13 protein-coding genes are annotated in these 18854 nt (G+C 54.2%); 5 read left to right on the top strand and 8 right to left on the bottom strand.

Going from position 1 to position 18854, the window contains the following annotated elements; genetic code table 11:
* The first annotated feature begins 46 nt into the window (after positions 1 to 46).
* Positions 47 to 3613, top strand: a complete 3567-nt coding sequence (locus tag H6G52_RS17695; protein ID WP_190530073.1) for a DNA polymerase III subunit alpha — start codon at positions 47 to 49, stop codon at positions 3611 to 3613.
* Between the two features lie 20 nt (positions 3614 to 3633).
* A complete protein-coding gene (locus H6G52_RS17690) occupies positions 3634 to 4716 on the top strand; it encodes a hypothetical protein (protein WP_190530071.1) in 1083 nt (360 codons plus the stop codon).
* Between the two features lie 53 nt (positions 4717 to 4769).
* On the opposite strand, the gene H6G52_RS17685 is transcribed toward H6G52_RS17690, so the two are convergent.
* The 3 genes from H6G52_RS17685 to purM all read right to left on the bottom strand — a co-directional run bounded on the left by H6G52_RS17685 (position 4770) and on the right by purM (position 8343).
* Positions 4770 to 6134: an esterase-like activity of phytase family protein gene (locus tag H6G52_RS17685; RefSeq protein WP_242026481.1), complete on the bottom strand. Its 1365-nt coding sequence runs from the start codon at positions 6132 to 6134 to the stop codon at positions 4770 to 4772.
* Between the two features lie 206 nt (positions 6135 to 6340).
* Positions 6341 to 7177, bottom strand: coding sequence for a prolipoprotein diacylglyceryl transferase (gene lgt, locus H6G52_RS17680; protein WP_190531294.1), 837 nt, complete (start codon positions 7175 to 7177; stop codon positions 6341 to 6343).
* 137 nt (positions 7178 to 7314) lie between these two features.
* On the bottom strand, positions 7315 to 8343 hold the full coding sequence (purM, locus tag H6G52_RS17675) for a phosphoribosylformylglycinamidine cyclo-ligase (protein WP_099532436.1): 1029 nt from the start codon (positions 8341 to 8343) through the stop codon (positions 7315 to 7317).
* Between the two features lie 351 nt (positions 8344 to 8694).
* Between purM and H6G52_RS17670 the strand changes: the two genes are divergently transcribed.
* A complete protein-coding gene (locus H6G52_RS17670) occupies positions 8695 to 9087 on the top strand; it encodes a hypothetical protein (protein ID WP_190530069.1) in 393 nt (130 codons plus the stop codon).
* Between the two features lie 317 nt (positions 9088 to 9404).
* A complete protein-coding gene (locus tag H6G52_RS18670; protein WP_190530067.1) occupies positions 9405 to 10460 on the top strand; it encodes a septal ring lytic transglycosylase RlpA family protein in 1056 nt (351 codons plus the stop codon).
* A gap of 128 nt (positions 10461 to 10588) precedes the next feature.
* Here the strand turns inward: H6G52_RS18670 and nadA are convergent, their stop codons facing one another.
* The gene (gene nadA, locus H6G52_RS17660) at positions 10589 to 11545 is read right to left on the bottom strand and encodes a quinolinate synthase NadA (protein ID WP_190355785.1); all 957 of its coding nucleotides are present in this window, start codon (positions 11543 to 11545) and stop codon (positions 10589 to 10591) included.
* A 412-nt stretch (positions 11546 to 11957) separates the two neighbouring features.
* Positions 11958 to 13247 (bottom strand): glucose-1-phosphate adenylyltransferase, encoded by a 1290-nt coding sequence (locus H6G52_RS17655; protein ID WP_099532439.1) that lies wholly within the window; start codon positions 13245 to 13247, stop codon positions 11958 to 11960.
* Between the two features lie 269 nt (positions 13248 to 13516).
* On the opposite strand from H6G52_RS17655, the gene H6G52_RS17650 reads away from it, so the two are divergent.
* On the top strand, positions 13517 to 14398 hold the full coding sequence (locus H6G52_RS17650) for a DUF1838 domain-containing protein (protein ID WP_099532440.1): 882 nt from the start codon (positions 13517 to 13519) through the stop codon (positions 14396 to 14398).
* Positions 14399 to 14478: 80 nt separating this feature from the next.
* On the opposite strand, the gene H6G52_RS17645 is transcribed toward H6G52_RS17650, so the two are convergent.
* From H6G52_RS17645 to H6G52_RS17635, 3 genes are all read right to left on the bottom strand, one after another.
* Positions 14479 to 14790 carry a DUF3593 domain-containing protein gene (locus H6G52_RS17645; RefSeq protein WP_190530065.1) on the bottom strand — a complete coding sequence of 104 codons (312 nt, stop codon included), beginning with the start codon at positions 14788 to 14790 and terminating at the stop codon, positions 14479 to 14481.
* 12 nt (positions 14791 to 14802) lie between these two features.
* Positions 14803 to 15258, bottom strand: coding sequence for a hypothetical protein (locus tag H6G52_RS17640; RefSeq protein WP_190530064.1), 456 nt, complete (start codon positions 15256 to 15258; stop codon positions 14803 to 14805).
* A gap of 77 nt (positions 15259 to 15335) precedes the next feature.
* The gene (locus H6G52_RS17635; protein ID WP_190530061.1) at positions 15336 to 18572 is read right to left on the bottom strand and encodes a valine--tRNA ligase; all 3237 of its coding nucleotides are present in this window, start codon (positions 18570 to 18572) and stop codon (positions 15336 to 15338) included.
* Between the last annotated feature and the right edge of the window lie 282 nt (positions 18573 to 18854).

Raw genomic sequence — 18854 nt, 5'->3', positions numbered from 1 at the left:
ACAATGGAGAGCGCATCATCCATCGGTTCGATCGAGTTCTCCTGCCATGTCCTTTGTTGGTCTCCACATCCACAGCGATTACAGCCTGCTCGATGGGGCGAGTCAACTGCCCGCCTTGATCGATCGGGCCATGGAATTGGGAATGCCTGCGATCGCCCTGACGGATCACGGAGTCATGTATGGGGCGATCGAACTGCTGAAAGTTTGTCGCGGCAAACCCATTCGCCCGATCATTGGCAACGAAATGTATGTCATCAACGGCAGCCTTGATGACAAACGAAAATTACCGAAATATCACCAAGTTGTCCTGGCGAAAAATAAACAGGGCTATAAAAATCTCGTTAAATTAACCACCGTTTCCAACCTGCAAGGGGTGCGCGGAAAAGGCATTTTTGCCCGTCCTTGTATTAATAAAGAACTACTAGAAACCCATCGCGAAGGTCTAATCGTCACCAGTGCTTGCTTAGGGGGTGAAATTCCCCAAGCCATCTTGGCCGGGCGTTTTGATGTGGCGGAACGGGTTGCCCAATGGTACAAAGAAATTTTTGCCGATGATTTTTATTTAGAACTGCAAGATCACGGCTCCCAGGAAGATCGGGTGGTGAATGTGGCCTTGGTTCGGCTAGCCCGCCAATTTGATATTCAACTGATTGCCACCAACGACTCCCACTTCATTTCCTGTTTTGATGTGGAAGCCCACGACGCATTGCTTTGCATCCAAACCGGCAAACTAATTACAGAAGATAAACGACTGCGCTACAGCGGCACAGAATATCTGAAATCGGCCGAAGAAATGGCCCAACTGTTCCGCGATCACCTCACCGATGACGTGATTCAAGAGGCCATTAACAATACCCTCAAGGTGTCCGAAAAAATTGAAGATTACAACATCTTGGGTCAACCCCGGATTCCTGACTTTCCGGTTCCTCCCGGTCACACCGCTGACACCTACGTGGAAGAAGTGGCTTGGCAAGGCCTTTGTCAACGCTTGGGTTTGGCCTCGCGGCAGGAATTGATCGATCGACATCCTGAATATGTGGAACGCCAAACCTACGAACTGGAAATGTTGCAACGCATGGGCTTTTCGGCCTATTTCCTCGTAGTTTGGGACTACATCAAATTTGCTCGCGATCACAATATTCCCGTGGGTCCCGGTCGGGGCAGTGCCGCCGGTTCCCTAGTTGCCTATAGCCTCGGCATTACCAACATTGACCCAGTACACCACGGCTTGCTGTTTGAGCGCTTCTTGAACCCAGAACGGAAATCCATGCCCGATGTGGATACGGATTTCTGCATTGAAAAACGAGATCAAGTAATTGATTACGTCACCCAAAAATATGGAACCGATCGGGTGGCGCAAATTATTACCTTCAACCGGATGACCTCCAAAGCCGTGTTGAAGGATGTGGCGCGGGTGTTGGATATTCCCTACGGGGAAGCCGATCGAATGGCGAAAATGATTCCCGTTTCGCGGGGCAAGCCGGCCAAGTTGAAAGTGATGGTTTCCAATGAAACGCCTGCCCCCGAATTTAAGGAAAAATACGACAAAGATGAGCAGGTTCCCGGTGCGCTACCGGGGGTGACCTATCGCCGCTGGCTAGATATGGCGATGCGGATTGAAGGCACGAACAAAACCTTTGGGGTTCACGCGGCCGGCGTGGTCATTTCCGCAGATCCCCTGGATGAAATCGTGCCGCTGCAACGCAACAATGATGGCTCAGTGATCACTCAATATTACATGGAAGATATTGAGGCCGTTGGATTGCTAAAGATGGACTTTTTGGGTCTGAAAAACCTAACGATGATCCAAAAAACTATTGACCTCATTGAGCGTACCAGTGGCAAAACCATTGATATTGACAGTGTGCCGGAAGATGATCCCAATGCTTACAAACTGCTGGCAAGCGGTGATTTGGAAGGGATCTTTCAGTTGGAATCTTCCGGAATGCGCCAGGTGGTGCGGGATTTGAAACCGTCCAATTTGGCTGATATTTCTTCAATTTTGGCCCTCTATCGGCCAGGCCCCCTTGATGCTGGTCTGATTCCACAGTTTATTAACCGGAAACACGGTCGAGAGGCGATCGCCTATGACCACGAAATGTTGGAACCCATTTTGAACGAGACCTATGGGGTTTTGGTGTTCCAAGAACAGATTATGAAGGTGGCTCAAGAGTTGGGGGGCTATACCTTGGGTGAAGCAGATTTGCTGCGACGGGCCATGGGGAAAAAGAAAAAGGAGGAAATGGAAAAACACCAAAGCATTTTTGTCGATGGGGCCGCACGCAATGGCATCAAGAGCAAAATTGCCGAAAGTTTGTTTGACCAGATGGTGAAGTTTGCGGAATATTGCTTTAACAAATCCCACTCGGCAGCCTATGGCTATGTGACCTACCAAACGGCTTATTTAAAAGCCAATTATCCCGTTGAATATATGGCAGCGTTGCTGACATCCAACAGCGACGATCGGGATAAGGTGCAAATGTATATTGCCAGTTGTTTGCGCCTGGGAATTGACGTGGAGCCACCGGATATTAATCGATCGGATGTGGACTTCACACCGCTCAAGGATGCGTCAGGAAAACGGGGCAAAATTCTGTTTGGCTTAGGCGCAGTTCGGAACTTGGGATTGGGGGCGATCGAGTGTTTATTGCAGGCGCGATCGGAAGGTGGTTCCTTTAAATCTTTGGCTGATTTGTGCGATCGAATTGACTTGCGATCGGTCAACCGGCGGGCCTTGGAAGCATTGGTGCAGTGCGGTGCATTGGACTGCTTGCAGGCTAATCGCCGTCAATCGATGGCTGACTTGGAATTAATTATCGACTGGGCCCATAGCCGGGCCAAGGATCGAGCCAGCGGCCAGGGCAATCTGTTTGATTTGTCCATGGGACTGGAATCCGCAAGCCATGCCAAAACGCCAGATAATGTGTTGGATTTGGCTCCCAAAGCACAACCGATGGAAGATTATCCCAAACAGGAACGGTTGAATTTGGAGAAGGAATTACTCGGATTTTATATTTCCGATCATCCCTTGAAGGATATTCAAAAACCCTCTCGATTGTTGGCTCCCATGAACCTGTCAGAACTGGGCGAGCGACCCGATGACAAGGCAACGGTCAGCGCCATTGTGATGTTGAATTCCGTGAAGCCGGTGGTGACCAAAAAGGGCGATCGAATGGCCATTGTGCAAATTGAAGATCTGACGGCACAGGCGGAGGCGATTGTGTTTCCCCGGGCCTATGAGCGAATTCACCCACTGATTCAGCCCGATCGACAGTTGATGATTTGGGGCAAGGTCGATCGCCGTGATGATCAACCCCAATTCATTATTGAAGATGCGGAACCTATTGATCAAATCCAACTGTTAACGATCGAGATTTCTGCCGATTTGGCCGGCAACATTGAACAACAACACCAGTTACGAACCTTGCTGCTGAATTGGGCGGGGGATGATGCTAAAACGCCCGTGATTGCCATTGTGCGCGGGGAGGATGGCCGCCGTGAATTAGTGCGGTTTGGCCCCCAATTCCGGGTGCGCGATCCGGGAGCCGTCACCCACGCGCTTTCCAACGCGGGATTCGCTGCCCGATCGATGGCCTTGGTCAGTGCGTCCTAGGGTTGAGAGGGTTTTATAAAATGCGAATTTTGGTGGCGATTCCGCACTTTTTTCGTCCTGATGCTGATGGGAAATATGGTTCCGCCAGGCGCGATCCCCGGCCGCGAATTGCTGCCCTCAGCCAGGGAATTCAGGCACTGCATAGCCTTTTTAATGCTCGCCAAATTGCCTTCCAAGATCAGCCCCAACAGGGACTACAAATTCAACAGGTGAACCAATGGACAAGTTGTGAACTAAATATTCTGCTTTGCACAACGGGCGATCGCCATTTGTTGTCACAATTGCCCGTCAGTCGCCATCTTTTTCAGCATATTGCCCTGAATTGTCCCGATCGGGAGTTGGGGTTTTATTGCCAGCGAGTTTTGGGCGATCGGCTCTCGGAAAATTATGACTATTATTGTTATTTGGAAGATGATTTAACCATTCGTGATCCCCTATTTTTTCTGAAACAACAATGGTTTCAGTCACTCCTAGGCGAGACTGCCATCTTGCAGCCCCATCGTTTTGAATGGTCAAATCCATGGCTCAATAATTCTTTAGCAACCGGTTCTTGGGCAACCGATGAAATCGGTGAATGCTCTGACTCATCTACCTCGCATTTGGTCAGCTCAACCCATCCTGATGTACTAGGCAGCAATCATCCAGAAAGCCATCATTCAGCGAACTATCACGCGAACTATCACAAGGTCTATGTTGATCCAGACTTTGAAAGCAAAACTGGCCAAAATCCGGGATTTGCCCACCATTTCACTGAGCGGCGCGTTTTGGTTGGCCAGTTTCTCGGTCAACCGATCCAATTCCAACGAGCGGGAAATCCCCATGCGGGTTGCTTTTTTCTGACCCGATCGCAAATGACCCTTTGGGCTTCGACAGTGGACTTTGGGCAACCCAGCAATCAGTTTATTGGCCCCTTGGAAAGTGCTGCTTCGCTCCACCTCATGCGCTATTTTCGGGTCTATAAACCGGCGCTATCATGGGCCAACTTTCTGGAAATTGAGCATTGGGGACAGTACAACAGCCAAGACTTGCTGAGTAACCTGCACTTAGTACAATTTCAGCCCAAAGTGGTTTCCTATGCAGCCAACAATTTTCCTAATGGATGATTTGATGGCTTGCTCCACGAATTTAGTACTCAGCTAACTGCTTACTGAGCCTTTTACTGAGCCTTAAAACCATCCAGTGCCAACAAGATAAACTGGGTTACTTGGGCTTCTCGAAAGTTATTGTCACTTACCAAAATGATGCTTTGGCGACCGTCCGGCAATTGGGGGCCAAGGGTCAATCCTTCCAAGTTATCGATCGGGATGCCCAGGGTTTTAAAGTCCAGCAGTAATTTTTTATAAGCGGGTTTCACATCGGGCAAAGCCCCCCGCAAATTGGCATAACTGGAGGTGTCTGTGGCGGTTCCTAATTCCACCTGAAAGAGTTTGGCTCCAAAGCCTTCTAGGGGGTCAAAGGTGCGCTCCAAACTGAGGAAATGGCCGCCTTGATCGAGGGGCATCAAATCCACCAAACCGTTACTAATGGCGGTGCTGCTGGCCGGATCCATTTCGTACAAATGCTCAGAAATGGGAAATGGGGGCCCGTCGCCCAAACTGAAATGTAAAATGCGCGATCGGGACGGAATTGTGGGGCGATCGCCCTCGGCTTTCTCGGGTTTCGGCTCCAAATCTTGAGCCAGGTTTTCTTCGGTGGCTGTGAACGCCCGAAACGGCTCCACAGGGGAAGGATTCGCTCCCACGGGCACAATGCCCAGCGCCTCAAAACCCAAATTATCGCGAATTCCTTGGAGCGAACCGTCCGCCGCGTTGCCGGGTAGATAGCGACTGGGCAAGGGCAGGGGCGATCGCGTGGCCATGCCCGTTTTGCGATCGAACTCGCGAATCATGGGCGGAATGCCCTGTTTTACGTCGCCTTCGCTGGAAATTAAAACCGTATTTCGTGGGGTAATTGCTAACCCTTCAGGATCAATTTCTCCTGCTGCAAAAGGCTCACCCGATTCATCTCGTAAAATGGTGACATTTTCAACCGTCACGCGATCGATCATCTGCCCCGCTTTGACCGATGAAGGTACTGAATTTTGATTAGAAACAGAGGACTTAGAAGGATTAGGATTGTCGGTTGATCGCCAGGAAATTTTGAGCGTATAAAACCTTGCGGGGGCCAAGTTGGAGCGATCGTCAGAAAGGGCCAGAAATTGATCGGTTTGGCGATCGTATGCTAAGGCCGAAAGCCCTCCCACGGGCGTGTCCATGACCTGTTGAGCGGGCAACAAATAGGCCCCCAAAAAATCAACGGACAATGGCAATAGCAACCGAGACTCTGCACTAACTTGGGGCAAGCCACAACCGCCCACCATCAATCCAAAACAAATGAGCAAGGCCAGGCCGCAATGGGCCAAGCGTCCCTTGCCGATCGCTTGCAGTCCAGAATGCCAGCCGAAGCCATCGAGCCTGGCTATTTGGGATAGGGATCGGAACCAAGGTTCCAAGAAGTTGCGATCGGGTGGGCTGCTGTGCATGGCGATCTCCAACGATCAAGGAAACGGGTTTACTTGGCTGGTAATTCTGTAGCTTTGTTAGTTTGGTTTTGAGTTGGCTTGGTTTTGATTTTTTGGCCGTTGAAGATCTCTATTTTGGGGTCTTAACTGGGGAACTTTATTGCCCCAATTTTTCAGCCTAATTCCTGTTCTGCTGGGTTACCTCTGATAATTATTAGAATGGAGCCTTAACCATTGGAAGCTTCGTGACCCACGCTCACCACATCAGGCAGCGATCGACGAAGTTTATAGAGCCAAAACAAACCCAAACCGCCCAAAATTACCCCGGTCAAACTCACCATCTGGGCCATGCGCAGGGGGCCAAACATCAGACTATCGGTGCGTAAACCTTCAATCCAAACTCGACCTAAACTATAGGTCACGGCATAAACACAACCGATCGTCCCGGGTCGCAAATTGGGTAACCGCAAAAAGAGGGTCATTAATAACCCAAAAACTCCCAAATTCCAGAGCGATTCGTACAGGAATGTGGGATGGAAATACTCAAATCCTTCATAGCCCAAGGGACGACGATCGGGCGGAATATAAAGCTTCCAAGGTAAATCCGTTGGCCGCCCAAAGGCTTCGGAGTTAAAGAAATTGCCCCACCGCCCGATCGCCTGGCCCAAAATCAACGAAGGCGTAATGACATCCACCAACTGCCAAAAGGGAATTTTGTTGAGGCGAGAAAACAGCAACAATGCTGCCAAGCCACCCAAAATAGCGCCATGAATTGCAATGCCGCCTTCCCAAATGGCGATGATCCGCTCTGGATGGGCTGCATAGGCTGACCAATTAAACAGCACGTAATAGATCCGAGCGGCCGGCAAGGCAGCTAACACCAACCAAATGGAGACATCGGCAACCAAATCCCGATCGATTCGACGCTTAGTTGCTAGCCATTGAGATAGGCTCACGCCCGTCATCAGGGCGATCGCAATTAAGAGTCCATACCAGCGGATGATGAGAGGGCCAAATTTCAGAAAAACGGGCCCTGGCGAAGTGAATTGCAAGGCAAGTGGCAGCACAGCAGCTCTCTCAAACGCAACAGCAATGACAGGATCAAAACTTCTTCCAAACCGCCTTTCAGCCGCTTCCAATCAGAAGGAAGAATGCGAAAAGATCGGCAAAAATAGCCAAAAAGCTAATGAACCAGCCCTGATTACAACAGCCCTAGAATTTCGCCCTGACCTGCCACCACTTCGCCTAATTGCCAAGCAGCAATTCCCAATTGATTGAACTGCGTCAAGGCAGCCGCAGCTTCAGCAGCAGGCACCAAAACCACGAAGCCCACGCCCATATTAAAGGTATCGAACATGGCCGCGGTTGGCACATCGCCCGTTTGGGCCAACCACTGGAACAGGGGGGGAATTTGCCAACTGTTGCGATCGACCGCTACGGCTTGGTTCGGCCCCAGGGTGCGCGGCAAGTTCTCCGGCAGTCCGCCACCGGTAATGTGCGCCATGCCATGGATCGACAGGTCAGACTTCAGCAAGTTCAAAATGGGCTGAACATAGATTTGGGTGGGCGTGAGTACCAGCTCACCTAAGGTGCGATCGCCCGTCAGCCCTGCCACTCGATCGCCCCAAGTCAGGCCCGCCTGTTCAACTACCTTGCGCACCAGGCTAAACCCATTGCTGTGCAGTCCTGAGCTGGGCAGGGCGATCGCCACATCACCCACCTGTACCTGAGCACCGGTCAGGAGGCGGCTGCGCTCGGCAATGCCCACGCAAAAGCCCGCCAAATCATATTTTCCTTCGCTATAAAATCCCGGCATTTCGGCTGTTTCGCCGCCCAGCAAAGCACAACCCGCCTGCTCACAGCCGATCGCAATGCCTTCCACCACATCAGCCATAGCCTCTGGGCGCAGTTTGCCCGTGGCGATGTAGTCCAAGAAAAAGAGGGGTTCGGCTCCAGAGGTCAGCACATCGTTGACGCACATGGCCACCAAATCAATGCCCACGGTGTTGTGTTGACCGGTTTTTTGGGCAATTTCCAGCTTTGTACCCACGCCATCGGTTCCGGAAACCAATACCGGCTCCTGATAGCCCGTGGGCAGCGCAAAACAACCGCCAAAGCCGCCCAGTCCCCCAAGCACCTCAGGACGGAAGGTGCGTTGCACGCGATCGCGAATGCGATCCACAAAGGCGCGACCCGCTTCAATATCGACCCCTGCTTCCCGATAGTCCACGGTTGCTGTTCCTCTCGAAGTCGCCCGCCGCTCCTGAGGGAGACTTTCCTTGAGAAATAATCCCTTGAGAAGTAATCCCTGAAGAAATAGTCCCTTGAGAAATAAATCGTTGGGGGCGGGGCGCTGAACGGCATGGATTTTAGCATTCAGGTTGCCGCAAGCACTATGAATCTTCAGCCTTCCAAGCGTTTAGCCCAGCCTTCAGCCAGTTGCGATTCTGTCCTGTGGGCGCTCCCAAAGGAACTAATTTAGGGTCGGGAAATCTTAAATTTTTATTAAAACGACGATCGAGCCTAAGGGGCTGAAATCCTTTGTTTTCCATGGCGATCGAGCAGGGAGCGATCCCCACCGATGCCAGACCCAGAGCGCCGCCACTGGGGATCAGGCAGTCTGCTGCGGTTGACTGTGGTAACCTACGTCAATCTTGCAGTCAAAACTTTGCGGTTCTTAACAAAACCCTTGGTGGCAACTGCCGGAGAGTGCGAAGCGGTTGGAAATCTTGCCGATTCAGCTATCCACCCATTGATTGCGATCGCCACGGCCAATCGCTTTCTGTCCACTGTGTTGTTGCCCTGTGCAGCGTTGGTTCCCAGCTTTGGTTCCTTGAAACTATTGCTAACTGGGTTCCGGCATTGGCCAGCCTCCGAGTTCACCAAAGCCGCCATCTCCACTGTGCTGAATGTTGCGCTGGAGTTTAGACGGACGCTTGGTTGCTTTGGAACCGCTGTGTTGATGCTCTGCTAGGGTGCATGACCAACCGACAGACCTCCTAGGTTCCCGGTTTTGCAATATCGAGTTCGATCGCCCCTGACTAACCTCCATGAACTCCCCCTGAGTTCCCCGGCGATTAACTGATACTCCAAAACCTGTTGATGCTCCGGTGCATTTTGCGCCAACGTCTTTAACTTTCCCGATCGCCCCTTGGTGGTCTTTTGTCAGTTAACTCCAACTAGCTCCCACTTCGTTTCCCTTCGACCATTGCATGTTCGTGAGCATCGGACGGCCAGAGCCTGATCACTGAACCTTGTTTGAGGCGCGCGTGACGTTTACCCCACCACGCCATGAATTATTCCATTCAAAAATTGACGTTGTTGGCTGCCTCGGTGGCCGCCGTCGCCTTCGGTGCTGAAGCTCCCGCCCTTGGGGAAGAAATTCAACCCATTCCGGCCCAAGCTCAGCCCACCCCCTCAGTCATCTTGGCAGCGGAGTTAACCGCTCCCACCCTGGCCCTCCAGCCAGCCGCTGAAATGACTGGCGCGCGCATCAGCGCCGCTGCTGCGATTCCACAGCCCACCGCGATCGGGTCGCAACTGTACGGAATCACCAAGGTTCATGCCCACCAACTGGGCAACCGGCCAGCAGTGACGCTCTATGTTCGCAACATCCCCGTGGTAACTTTCCTGGCCAACGACGAAGCCAGCACCACCAACGCCCTGGAACGGGCCACCGCCACCGCTCGCGAAATTGACCAACGCCACGCCAACGGTGTGGATGCCCAGGCCATTCGTTACGAGTGGAGCAACCGCGAAAATCGCTATTGGGTGACGATGGGCGGCCAGCCGCTGGTTGCGATCGACCAAACCACCCTTGCCCCCCAACCCACTGCCAGCTACTCAGCCGATGCAGTGCAGGTCACCAACCGCCTGCGCCGCCAGTTGGGCAATGCTCAACCCTTGGCTTACAACGGCCAGTTGCGGATGCGGGCTGCCTCGAACCAGTCGGGCGATGATGCTTTGGGCAATCCCAACGCTAATGGCCTGCGACATAACGGGGTGCTCTACGCGGTGCGATCGAGCCAAACGGGACAGGCTTCCTGGTATGGGCCCGGTTTCCACGGCAACCGCACAGCTAACGGCGAGCGTTTTAACCAAAACGCCCTCACCGCTGCTCACCGAACCCTGCCTTTTGGCACGTTGGTGCGGGTCACGAACCTGCGCAACGGTCGATCGGTGATTGTGCGGATTAACGATCGCGGGCCTTTCACCCGTGGCCGCATTGTTGATCTGTCGGTGGCTGCTGCTCGCGAAATCGACATGTACAGCTCCGGGGTGGCTTCCGTCCGGTTGGAAGTCCTGCAAGCTCTCCCGGGTGATGTGGCATCGGTTCCTAACCCGTAGAATTTTCCTGTAAAGCTTTCCCGTAAAGCTTGCTCGTAAAACCTTAATCTTCGGTTTTCCGAAACAGGGGGGCTAGTTCTTTAAGAATTAGCCCCTTTTTGCATGACTGGTTTAGAAATCAACAGCTACTAACTCATCGCCAGCATTCGTTGAATGGGCTGGAGAGCGGCCGATCGCACGGACTCATCCATCGTGATTTCAGGCGATCGCGTCTTCATGCAGAAATAGAGCTTTTCTAAAGTATTCAGCCGCATGTGCGGGCATTCATTACAAGCACAATTGCCCTCGGGTGGCGCGGGGATAAATTGCTTTTGGGGTTCTGCCTTTTGCATTTGGTGCAAAATTCCAGGTTCCGTGGCCACAATAAACGCCGCCCGATCGCTCCGCTGCACATGGTTGAGCAAGGCCGTGGTGGAACCAATGAAACTGGCATGACGCAGCAGGGGCGGTTCACATTCAGGATGGGCAATCACTTCCGCCTCAGGATATTGAACCTGAAGTTGCACCAATTTTTGTTCCGAAAAGGTTTCATGGACAATGCAACTACCATCCCAAAGCACCATCTCGCGACCCGTTTGCTGCATCACATAGCGCCCTAAGTTGCGATCGGGCGCAAAGATAATGGGTTGCTCCGGGGGAATTTGTTGCACAATTTTGACCGCATTGGAACTGGTGCAAATAATGTCACTCAGGGCCTTAATTTCAGCGGTGCAATTGATGTAACTAATCACCAAATGATCGGGATAGCGAGCCTTGAAAGCGGCAAATTCACTCGCCGGGCAACTGTCCGCCAAAGAACAGCCCGCTTCTAAATCCGGTAACAACACCTGCTTGTGGGGGTTCAGAATTTTGGCTGTTTCTGCCATGAAATGAACTCCCGCAAACACGATCACATCCGCATCGGTTTGGGCTGCCTGCTGGGAGAGACCCAACGAATCGCCAATATAGTCGGCAATATCTTGAATTTCCGATTCTTGGTAATAGTGGGCCAAAATGACGGCGTTGAGTTCGCGCTTGAGGTCGCGAATGGCAGCAAAAAGATCGTGAGGAACGGCGGTGGGGCGATCGAGCGCGGCTGCAAACACGGCAGTATGAAGATAGGCGGGTGAAGTATGGCAATTATAGTACTTTTCACCAAAATATACACCCAGCCCCTCTGCCGGGCGATCGCGATTCGAGTCCGCTTTGATCGGGATGGCACTCGGGACTTGATCCGCTGTTGGCCCAATCGCTCCACAATCAAGCAGGCAACCATCCCACCGCCAGCAAAACAAAATCGGGAGTCAGCGAATGCCCACTCCCGATCGAATAGATCCGATAGATCCAGTCAATTCAGTTGATTGGATCGATCGATTGAATCGAGCACTGCCCGATCGACCGATACTTGACCGATCACTGCTCGATCGATCACTGCCCGATCGACCTGAGCACTTCAATTCAGCCGTTTTAATAACCCGGTTTCCGGTCAACCGAATTGCCGGGTCAAATGCTCATGGCTTAAATGACCATACCGTCGGGAATGGTGGCGTTCTTGAGAACCACCACGATGCCGCTGCGAATGACAAAGCCCAACTCCTCGCGGTTGGCCTCTTGCACATTGTCCTTGTTGACGATCGCCACCTTTTGGCCAATGCGGGCGTTCTTGTCAATAATGGCGCGGCGAATTGTGGAATCTGGCCCGATCCCGATCGGCACGTAGCCCCGCTCAAGGCAGTCCATCCGCTCGGGGAAGGGTTGATAGTAATCCGCTCCCATCAACAGGGCGTTGTCAATCACAGAGCCAGATTCAACCCGAGAGCGCACCCCCAACACGGAATGCTCGATCGTGCAGTTTTTGAGGATGCAACCCTCACTCACGATCGAATCGGTAACCTGGGCGTTCAAAATTTTCGTGGGGGGCAAATGGCGCGATCGGGTATAGATCGGCGCATGTTCATCGTAAAAACTAAAGGGTGGCTGCGGTTGCTTGGTCAGCGCTAAATTTGCATCAAAGAAGGCTTCGATCGTTCCAATATCTTCCCAATAACCGTCAAATAAATAGGCTTGAACGTTGTAATTGGGAGCCGCCTGCGGAATGATTTCTTTCCCAAAATCCGTGCGATCTACGGACTCATTCAACAGGTCAATCAAAACTTCTTTCTTAAAGACGTAAATGCCCATGGAGGCGATATAAGGCATCTCCTGGGCCCGGTCAGCCGGCAAACCCAAAACGGTGGTGTCCACCGCCATGGTCTTGAGGGCATCCCCCTTCGGTTTTTCGCTAAAGCTTGTTACCCGGCCGTTGCCGTCAATTTTCATCAGGCCAAAATCCGAGGCCCGCTTCTCATCAATGGGGATCACCGATAACGTGATGTCGGCATTGGTGGCGCGGTGATGCTCCACAAATTTTCGATAGTCCATCCGATAGAGATGATCGCCGGACAAGATGACGTATTCATCCACGTCCCAGTCGGCAAAAATCCACAGATATTTCCGCACCGCATCGGCAGTGCCTTGGAACCAATTGGGACTATCGGGGGTTTGTTGGGCCGCCAAAACCTCCACAAAACCATCGGTGAACCCGGACATGGCATAGGCCCGGGACAAGTGACGGTTCAACGAGGCAGAGTTGAACTGGGTGAGGACGTAGATTTTAAGAATTTCGGAATTGATGCAGTTACTAACCGGAATATCGATCAACCGATATTTGCCCGCCAGGGGGACTGCCGGTTTTGCCCGTAATTTGGTCAGCGGATACAGGCGGGTTCCTGCTCCGCCGCCTAGGATGATGCCTAAAACTCTTTTCACAAGACGACCTCTAGCGCTGCCAATCCACTTCCACGTCCAGTGTCCGTTGCTCGGTGGCAATTGACAAGGGGTTGACAGTAAAGCCATTTCAGCCCGATCGCTCCCGGGCCGATCGAACGGGAATTCGCGATCCCAAGCAGATTCTGAAGTCCAGAAAAACCGTAGCGAGGGTTACTGTTAAAATTTGTTGCGATATATTGAAATTGTGACAAGCGTGTCAACCACGCCACAGTTCTCTTGGGCCAATCCCCCGAGGTGGAGGCTGAACCATGAGTATCCAGACCGGCAACCCTAGTTCCTTGCGCAGTTCCCCAGCACCGGCCCGCCCTCACCCGATCGCGCCTGGCTCCGGGCGATCGGAATTTGATGCGGCTACTTTCCTCAAGGCCCGAGCCGCCACGGACGATCGGGACGTGTATGTGGAATGGACTGGCTCCATCTACGCCATGCTGCCCGACCAAACCCAATGCCACCTGTTTGACATCGTGGGCATGAACGTGGCCAGGGGTGTGAACAACGGAGATGGCAGTTGGAGCTTGGTGTCCCGGGAGCTGACCTACTATTTGGATCCCGATACGGGGGCCGTGCTCCACAGTTGGGATAATCCCTGGACGGGGGAAACCGTGCCGGTGGTGCATGTGGCCAATGACCCGGTGCAAAGTCGCCTCACGGGCACGTTCGGAGCGACCCTAGCGGGCGATGCGGTGATTTTTACCTGTGACGTGTTTCCGGCCTATCCCAACCCCTTGGGCAATGACCCGCGCTTTCAGGACTACAGCCCCAGCCCCCACTACAGCGCCGCTGAGTTTTTCAAGCTGACCGTTCCGCTTTCGGAGCTAACCAATCCGGAGTTGGCCGCCGTTGAAACCATGACCGTTGCCTGGCATCGGATTGGCCCTTGGTTGCCTTGGATGAAAATGGGCGATCGCTCCGGGCAGTTGGTCTACAGCGCCTGTGGTCAACGGGTGGCGGGCTTCGAGGCCTTGCCGCCCCTGCTGCAAACGGAAATCCGCGATCGTCTCCCGAAGTATCGCCACGCGCCTGATCACCACAGCACCCAGAAAAACATGACCTCTTGGCGCTACTTCAAAGAGCACTTTGAGGCCTATTTGCGGGGTGAAATGTTCCCGCTGCCAGAACTAGCGGTTTAGCCGCCGCCCGCTGAGCCATCCCCACCGCATCAATCCTGGGCAACCCCAGTTTGGGGCCCCAACTCAGCGGGCTAGCGGGCCTATGGGGCCTTTTTAGTGGCTTTCAGTTGGCTGATGGCCCGTTGAAACCCAAGCACCAAGGTCAAATTCGCCAAGGTCAAAAAAACCTCTGCGCTGCCATGGAGCCAATCCACATCGGCGAGACTTTGGTTGTAATGAACCTGGGCGTAGATACCGGCGGGAATGGTAATCGCCACAAATAAAAGGGTCAGGTAAAACCCAATCAGACCGAGCTTGGGCGCTTGACCCGATCGCGTCAAAAACCACAGAAACCCCAAATAGGGAAACAGAGATAAACCAAACAGGGTTTCTTTGGATAAAAAAGACATCATTAATTTCCCCCACTAATCCTCAGTGGCTTCGGTGGCTTCCTCTTCTTCCGGGGAAGACATCTTGAGGGCCACTTCCAGGGCCTGTAGCTGATCGCGGCGAATTTCCAACTCCAGCGATCGCCGCGATAGCTCTTGATTTTGTAGGGTCAGAGACTGTTTCCACTGCTCTAGGCGATTGGCTTCGTGGGCCAACTCCTCGGGCGTGACTCCTAGGCTCAAGTAGGTTTTAATCAGCTCCAAAATCCAATCGGTTGCATCTTGGCAGTCGGTCACCAATTGGGCATTGTCCACCTCAATCAATACCAACTGCTGGGGATGACATTGAGCCTGTTCCGGCAAGGGCAGGGTCTGGCGTTGGCGCTCTCGGGTAATTTGCCATCCCCGATCGACGGACTGCACCGCCAGCGGCATCAAGGCTAGGGAGCGATCCGTTTCCTGTTGTTGCACTTGGGCTAAATAAAGCACCATTTCCCCTCCGGTGAAGCCATACGCTGATTTGTTTCTTGAACTCAGGAAATTGCTTGAATTCAGGATTTTTGGGGCAATTATTGCAACTGAGCCAGGCGATCGCGCAGCAATTGGGCTTGGGTTTCCGCTTCCGCCAAGGCGGCCCGGGCGCTGGCCACCACTTCCGGGGGAGCCTTGTCCACAAAGCCCGGATTGCTGAGGCGACCCGATAGCCCCTTGATTTCCCCTTCGGCCTTGGTCAGGGCCTTGGTTAACTTAGCGCGCAGGGCGGCCAAGTCCACCACGCCATCCACCAGGGGCAGCAACACTTGGGTCGTACCCACCACGCCGGCCATGGCCCGCTCGATCGGGACGGCTTCCGGTTCCGCCTGGCCCAGGTCGATCGGCAAGGTCACTTCCGGCGCTTGGGCGGCCGGCAACTGGAGCGGCTGTGGCTTGGTCGGAGCGGCGGCCGGGGTTTCTCCAGGATAGGCCCGCACCGCGAAGGGATTGCCCTCGCCGATGTAGGTCAGTTTGGTTTGCCGAACGCCGTTGGCAAAGGCCGCTCGATCGCGCGCGAACAGCAGGGTCTTGGGCAGGTGGTAGACCGTCCAGAAGAAGCCAATCAACTGGAAGATCGAGGGCAGCAACGGGATTTCGTCGATCGCATCCAGGGTGCTGTTGGCCAAATAGAGCGCAAAGACCGCCGTCCCGATCATCGCCAGGGTCAGCAGAGCCACCCGCCGTTTTTCGCTTTGCTCCCAAGCCAGTTGGTCGGCATCCAGATTCATTTCGTCAGCGGCGATCGCCTCTAGCAGGGCTGCCGTGTCCGCATCCATCAGGGTCGGCTCTGGGGCGGCTGTCGGTTTCACCGGGGTTGCACCGCCCTGGATCGTCAGGTCGGACACCTTGGCCAGGTTGCAAATGTAGGCGCGGCCAATTTCAAAGGCCGTCCGCTCCCGATCGGTCTCCGGTTGCAGGACGATCGGCACTTTCTGACCAGGCTTGATATCTGCCTCGGCCCGCAGGTTCCGGATCGTGCGGATCGCGTTGATGATCGCCTCAAATTGCGCTTCTAGCTCCCGATCGATCGCCTGCTCGATCGCCACCGGGTAGGCTTGCAGGGCCAAAAAGTCCGTCGCCGCCGCCCCCGTCAGGGCGTGCCACACCTCTTCAGTGATGTGGGGCATGAAGGGATGCAACAGCTTCAGCGTCCCATCCAACACCAGCGCCAACACCTGCTGCACCGTCCGCCGAGCCGCCGGATCGTCGCCATTCAACCGGGGTTTCACCAGCTCGATATACCAGTCGCAGAAGTCACCCCAGATGAACTCGTAAAGCCCCTTGGCCGCCTCGCCCAAGCCGTAGTGATCGATGTCGTGGCGGGTTTGGCGCACGGTTTGGTTAAACCGCGACAGGATCCAGCGATCAGCCAGCTCCAGGCGATCGGCCTCCGGCGCACCCAAGCTGGCCGGCGTTTCCCCCGCCAAATTCATCAACACAAACCGCGACGCATTCCACAGCTTGTTCGCAAAGTTGCGTGACGCTTCCACGGACACCGACTCATCGGTTTTGCGGTTGTAGTCCAGGCGGATATCTTGACCCGCGCCGGCCACTTCCCGCACCAGGGTGTAGCGCACCGCATCCGTGCCGTATTTGTCGATCAACAGCAAGGGATCAATCCCATTGCCCTTGGATTTCGACATTTTTTGGTTATTTTCATCCCGCACCAGCCCGTGGACATAAACCGTCTTGAAGGGCATTTGGCCGGTGAAATAGCCCGCCATCATCGTCATCCGGGCCACCCAGAAAAAGATGATGTCAAAGCCCGTCACTAGCATCGTGTTCGGGTAATAGGTTTGGAAATCGGCCGCGGATTCGTTGGGCCAACCCAAGGTGGAGAAGGGCCATAAACCAGAGGAGAACCAAGTATCCAGCACGTCCTCATCCCGCTCCAGCACCGCCTCTTCGCCGTAGCGGGCCTGGGCTTGCTTGAGAGCATCGGCTTCCGTGCGGGCCACGATGAAGGGCGTGTGTTCCGTCACTTGGCCGTTGGTTTCGCTGATTACGTACCAAGCGGGGATTTGGTGGCCCCACCAGAGCTGGCGGGAAATGCACCAATCGCGCAGGTTCAGCAGCCAATCGCGATAGACCTTCGTCCAGCGATCGGGCACAAACAGCGGCTCCCGGTTGTTTTCCAGATCCGCCAGGGCCTTTTCCGCCAAGGGGCGCACCTGCAAGAACCACTGGGACGACAACAGCGGCTCCACGGGCACTTTGCCGCGCTCGCTGTAGGGCACGGAGTGGCGATAGGCTTCCACCTTTTCCAGGTAGCCCAGCTCCTCCATCTTGGCCACGAGGTTTTTGCGGGCCACGAACCGGTCTTGGCCGCAGAATTCGCCGCCGTTTTCGTTGACCGTGCCGTCTTTGTTCAGGATCTCGATTTGGGGCAGGTTGTGGCGCTTGCCCATCTCGAAATCGTTGGGATCGTGGGCCGGCGTGACTTTCACACAACCCGTACCAAAGGTGGGATCGACGAATTCATCGCCAACGATCGGGATTTCCCGGCCCACCAGGGGCAGGGTGACGGTTTGGCCAATCAGGGCCTTGTAGCGATCGTCCTTGGGGTTCACCGCCACCGCCGTATCGCCCAGCATCGTCTCCGGGCGGGTCGTGGCGACGACCACTTCGCCGGAACCATCGGTCAGCGGGTAGCGGAAATGCCAGAGGCTGCCATCCACCTCTTTGTTGTCCACTTCCAAATCGGACACGGCCGACTGGGAGGCGGGGCACCAGTTGACCATGTATTTGCCGCGATAGATCAGCCCATCTTCGTAGAGCCGCACAAAGGCTTCCAACACGGCGTTGGAAAGGCCTTCATCCATGGTGAACCGCTCGCGATCCCAATCGACGGACAGGCCCAGGCGGCGCATTTGCCCAACGATCGTGCCGCCGGATTCTTCTTTCCAAGTCCAGGCGCGATCGAGAAACGCCTCACGACCCAAGGCAAAGCGATCGGTTCCCTCGTCCTTCAGTTGCTTATCCAAGATCGACTGCACGGCGATGCTGGCATGATCCGTCCCCGGCAGCCACAGGGTGTTGCGCCCGGTCATCCGGTGGTAGCGCACAAAGGCATCGATCAAAGAATGCTCAAAGGCATGGCCCATGTGCAGACTGCCGGTGACGTTCGGCGGCGGAATCACCACGCAAAACGGCTCGCCAGCGGCATCAACATCGGCCGCAAAGGCAGCGGAGTCCTCCCAGGTGCTCTGCCATTTGGCTTCGGCAGCTTTGGGATCGTATTGGGTGGGAAGCGCGTCTACCGGGGCAGTCATGGCGACGAGGGCTGGGGCAAATGAAGGTCAATGATTCAGGCTGTTATCTTACCCGGTTGCGCACCCCTGTTCGCGCTCGATCCCGGAACCGGCTTCCTGGGTACGATCGCCGCGATCGGCAGATTTTTGGGGATTCCGTGAGATCCGCAGCGCCCACGGCCGCCCCCTTAGAGCTAATTTATAAAGAGAAGCTAAAGCCGACTTGGTAGCTCTAAATCCGGTTTTAGGCTAGACCTAACCGAAGCATCACCCAGCTCATGAGTCGTCTCCCGGTCATTGCCA

This window comes from Limnothrix sp. FACHB-881 (assembly GCF_014698135.1).
Taxonomy (GTDB): Bacteria; Cyanobacteriota; Cyanobacteriia; order CACIAM-69d; family CACIAM-69d; genus CACIAM-69d.
This window is presented reverse-complemented; position numbering and strand designations above follow the sequence as displayed.

Coding starts and splice junctions, on each gene's coding strand:
- H6G52_RS17695 (WP_190530073.1), top strand. CDS start 47: ATGTCCTTTGTTGGTCTCCACATCCACAGCGATTACAGCCTGCTCGAT.
- H6G52_RS17690 (WP_190530071.1), top strand. CDS start 3,634: ATGCGAATTTTGGTGGCGATTCCGCACTTTTTTCGTCCTGATGCTGAT.
- H6G52_RS17685 (WP_242026481.1), bottom strand. CDS start 6,134: ATGCACAGCAGCCCACCCGATCGCAACTTCTTGGAACCTTGGTTCCGA.
- H6G52_RS17670 (WP_190530069.1), top strand. CDS start 8,695: ATGCCAGACCCAGAGCGCCGCCACTGGGGATCAGGCAGTCTGCTGCGG.
- H6G52_RS18670 (WP_190530067.1), top strand. CDS start 9,405: ATGAATTATTCCATTCAAAAATTGACGTTGTTGGCTGCCTCGGTGGCC.
- H6G52_RS17650 (WP_099532440.1), top strand. CDS start 13,517: ATGAGTATCCAGACCGGCAACCCTAGTTCCTTGCGCAGTTCCCCAGCA.
- H6G52_RS17645 (WP_190530065.1), bottom strand. CDS start 14,790: ATGATGTCTTTTTTATCCAAAGAAACCCTGTTTGGTTTATCTCTGTTT.
- H6G52_RS17640 (WP_190530064.1), bottom strand. CDS start 15,258: ATGGTGCTTTATTTAGCCCAAGTGCAACAACAGGAAACGGATCGCTCC.
- H6G52_RS17635 (WP_190530061.1), bottom strand. CDS start 18,572: ATGACTGCCCCGGTAGACGCGCTTCCCACCCAATACGATCCCAAAGCT.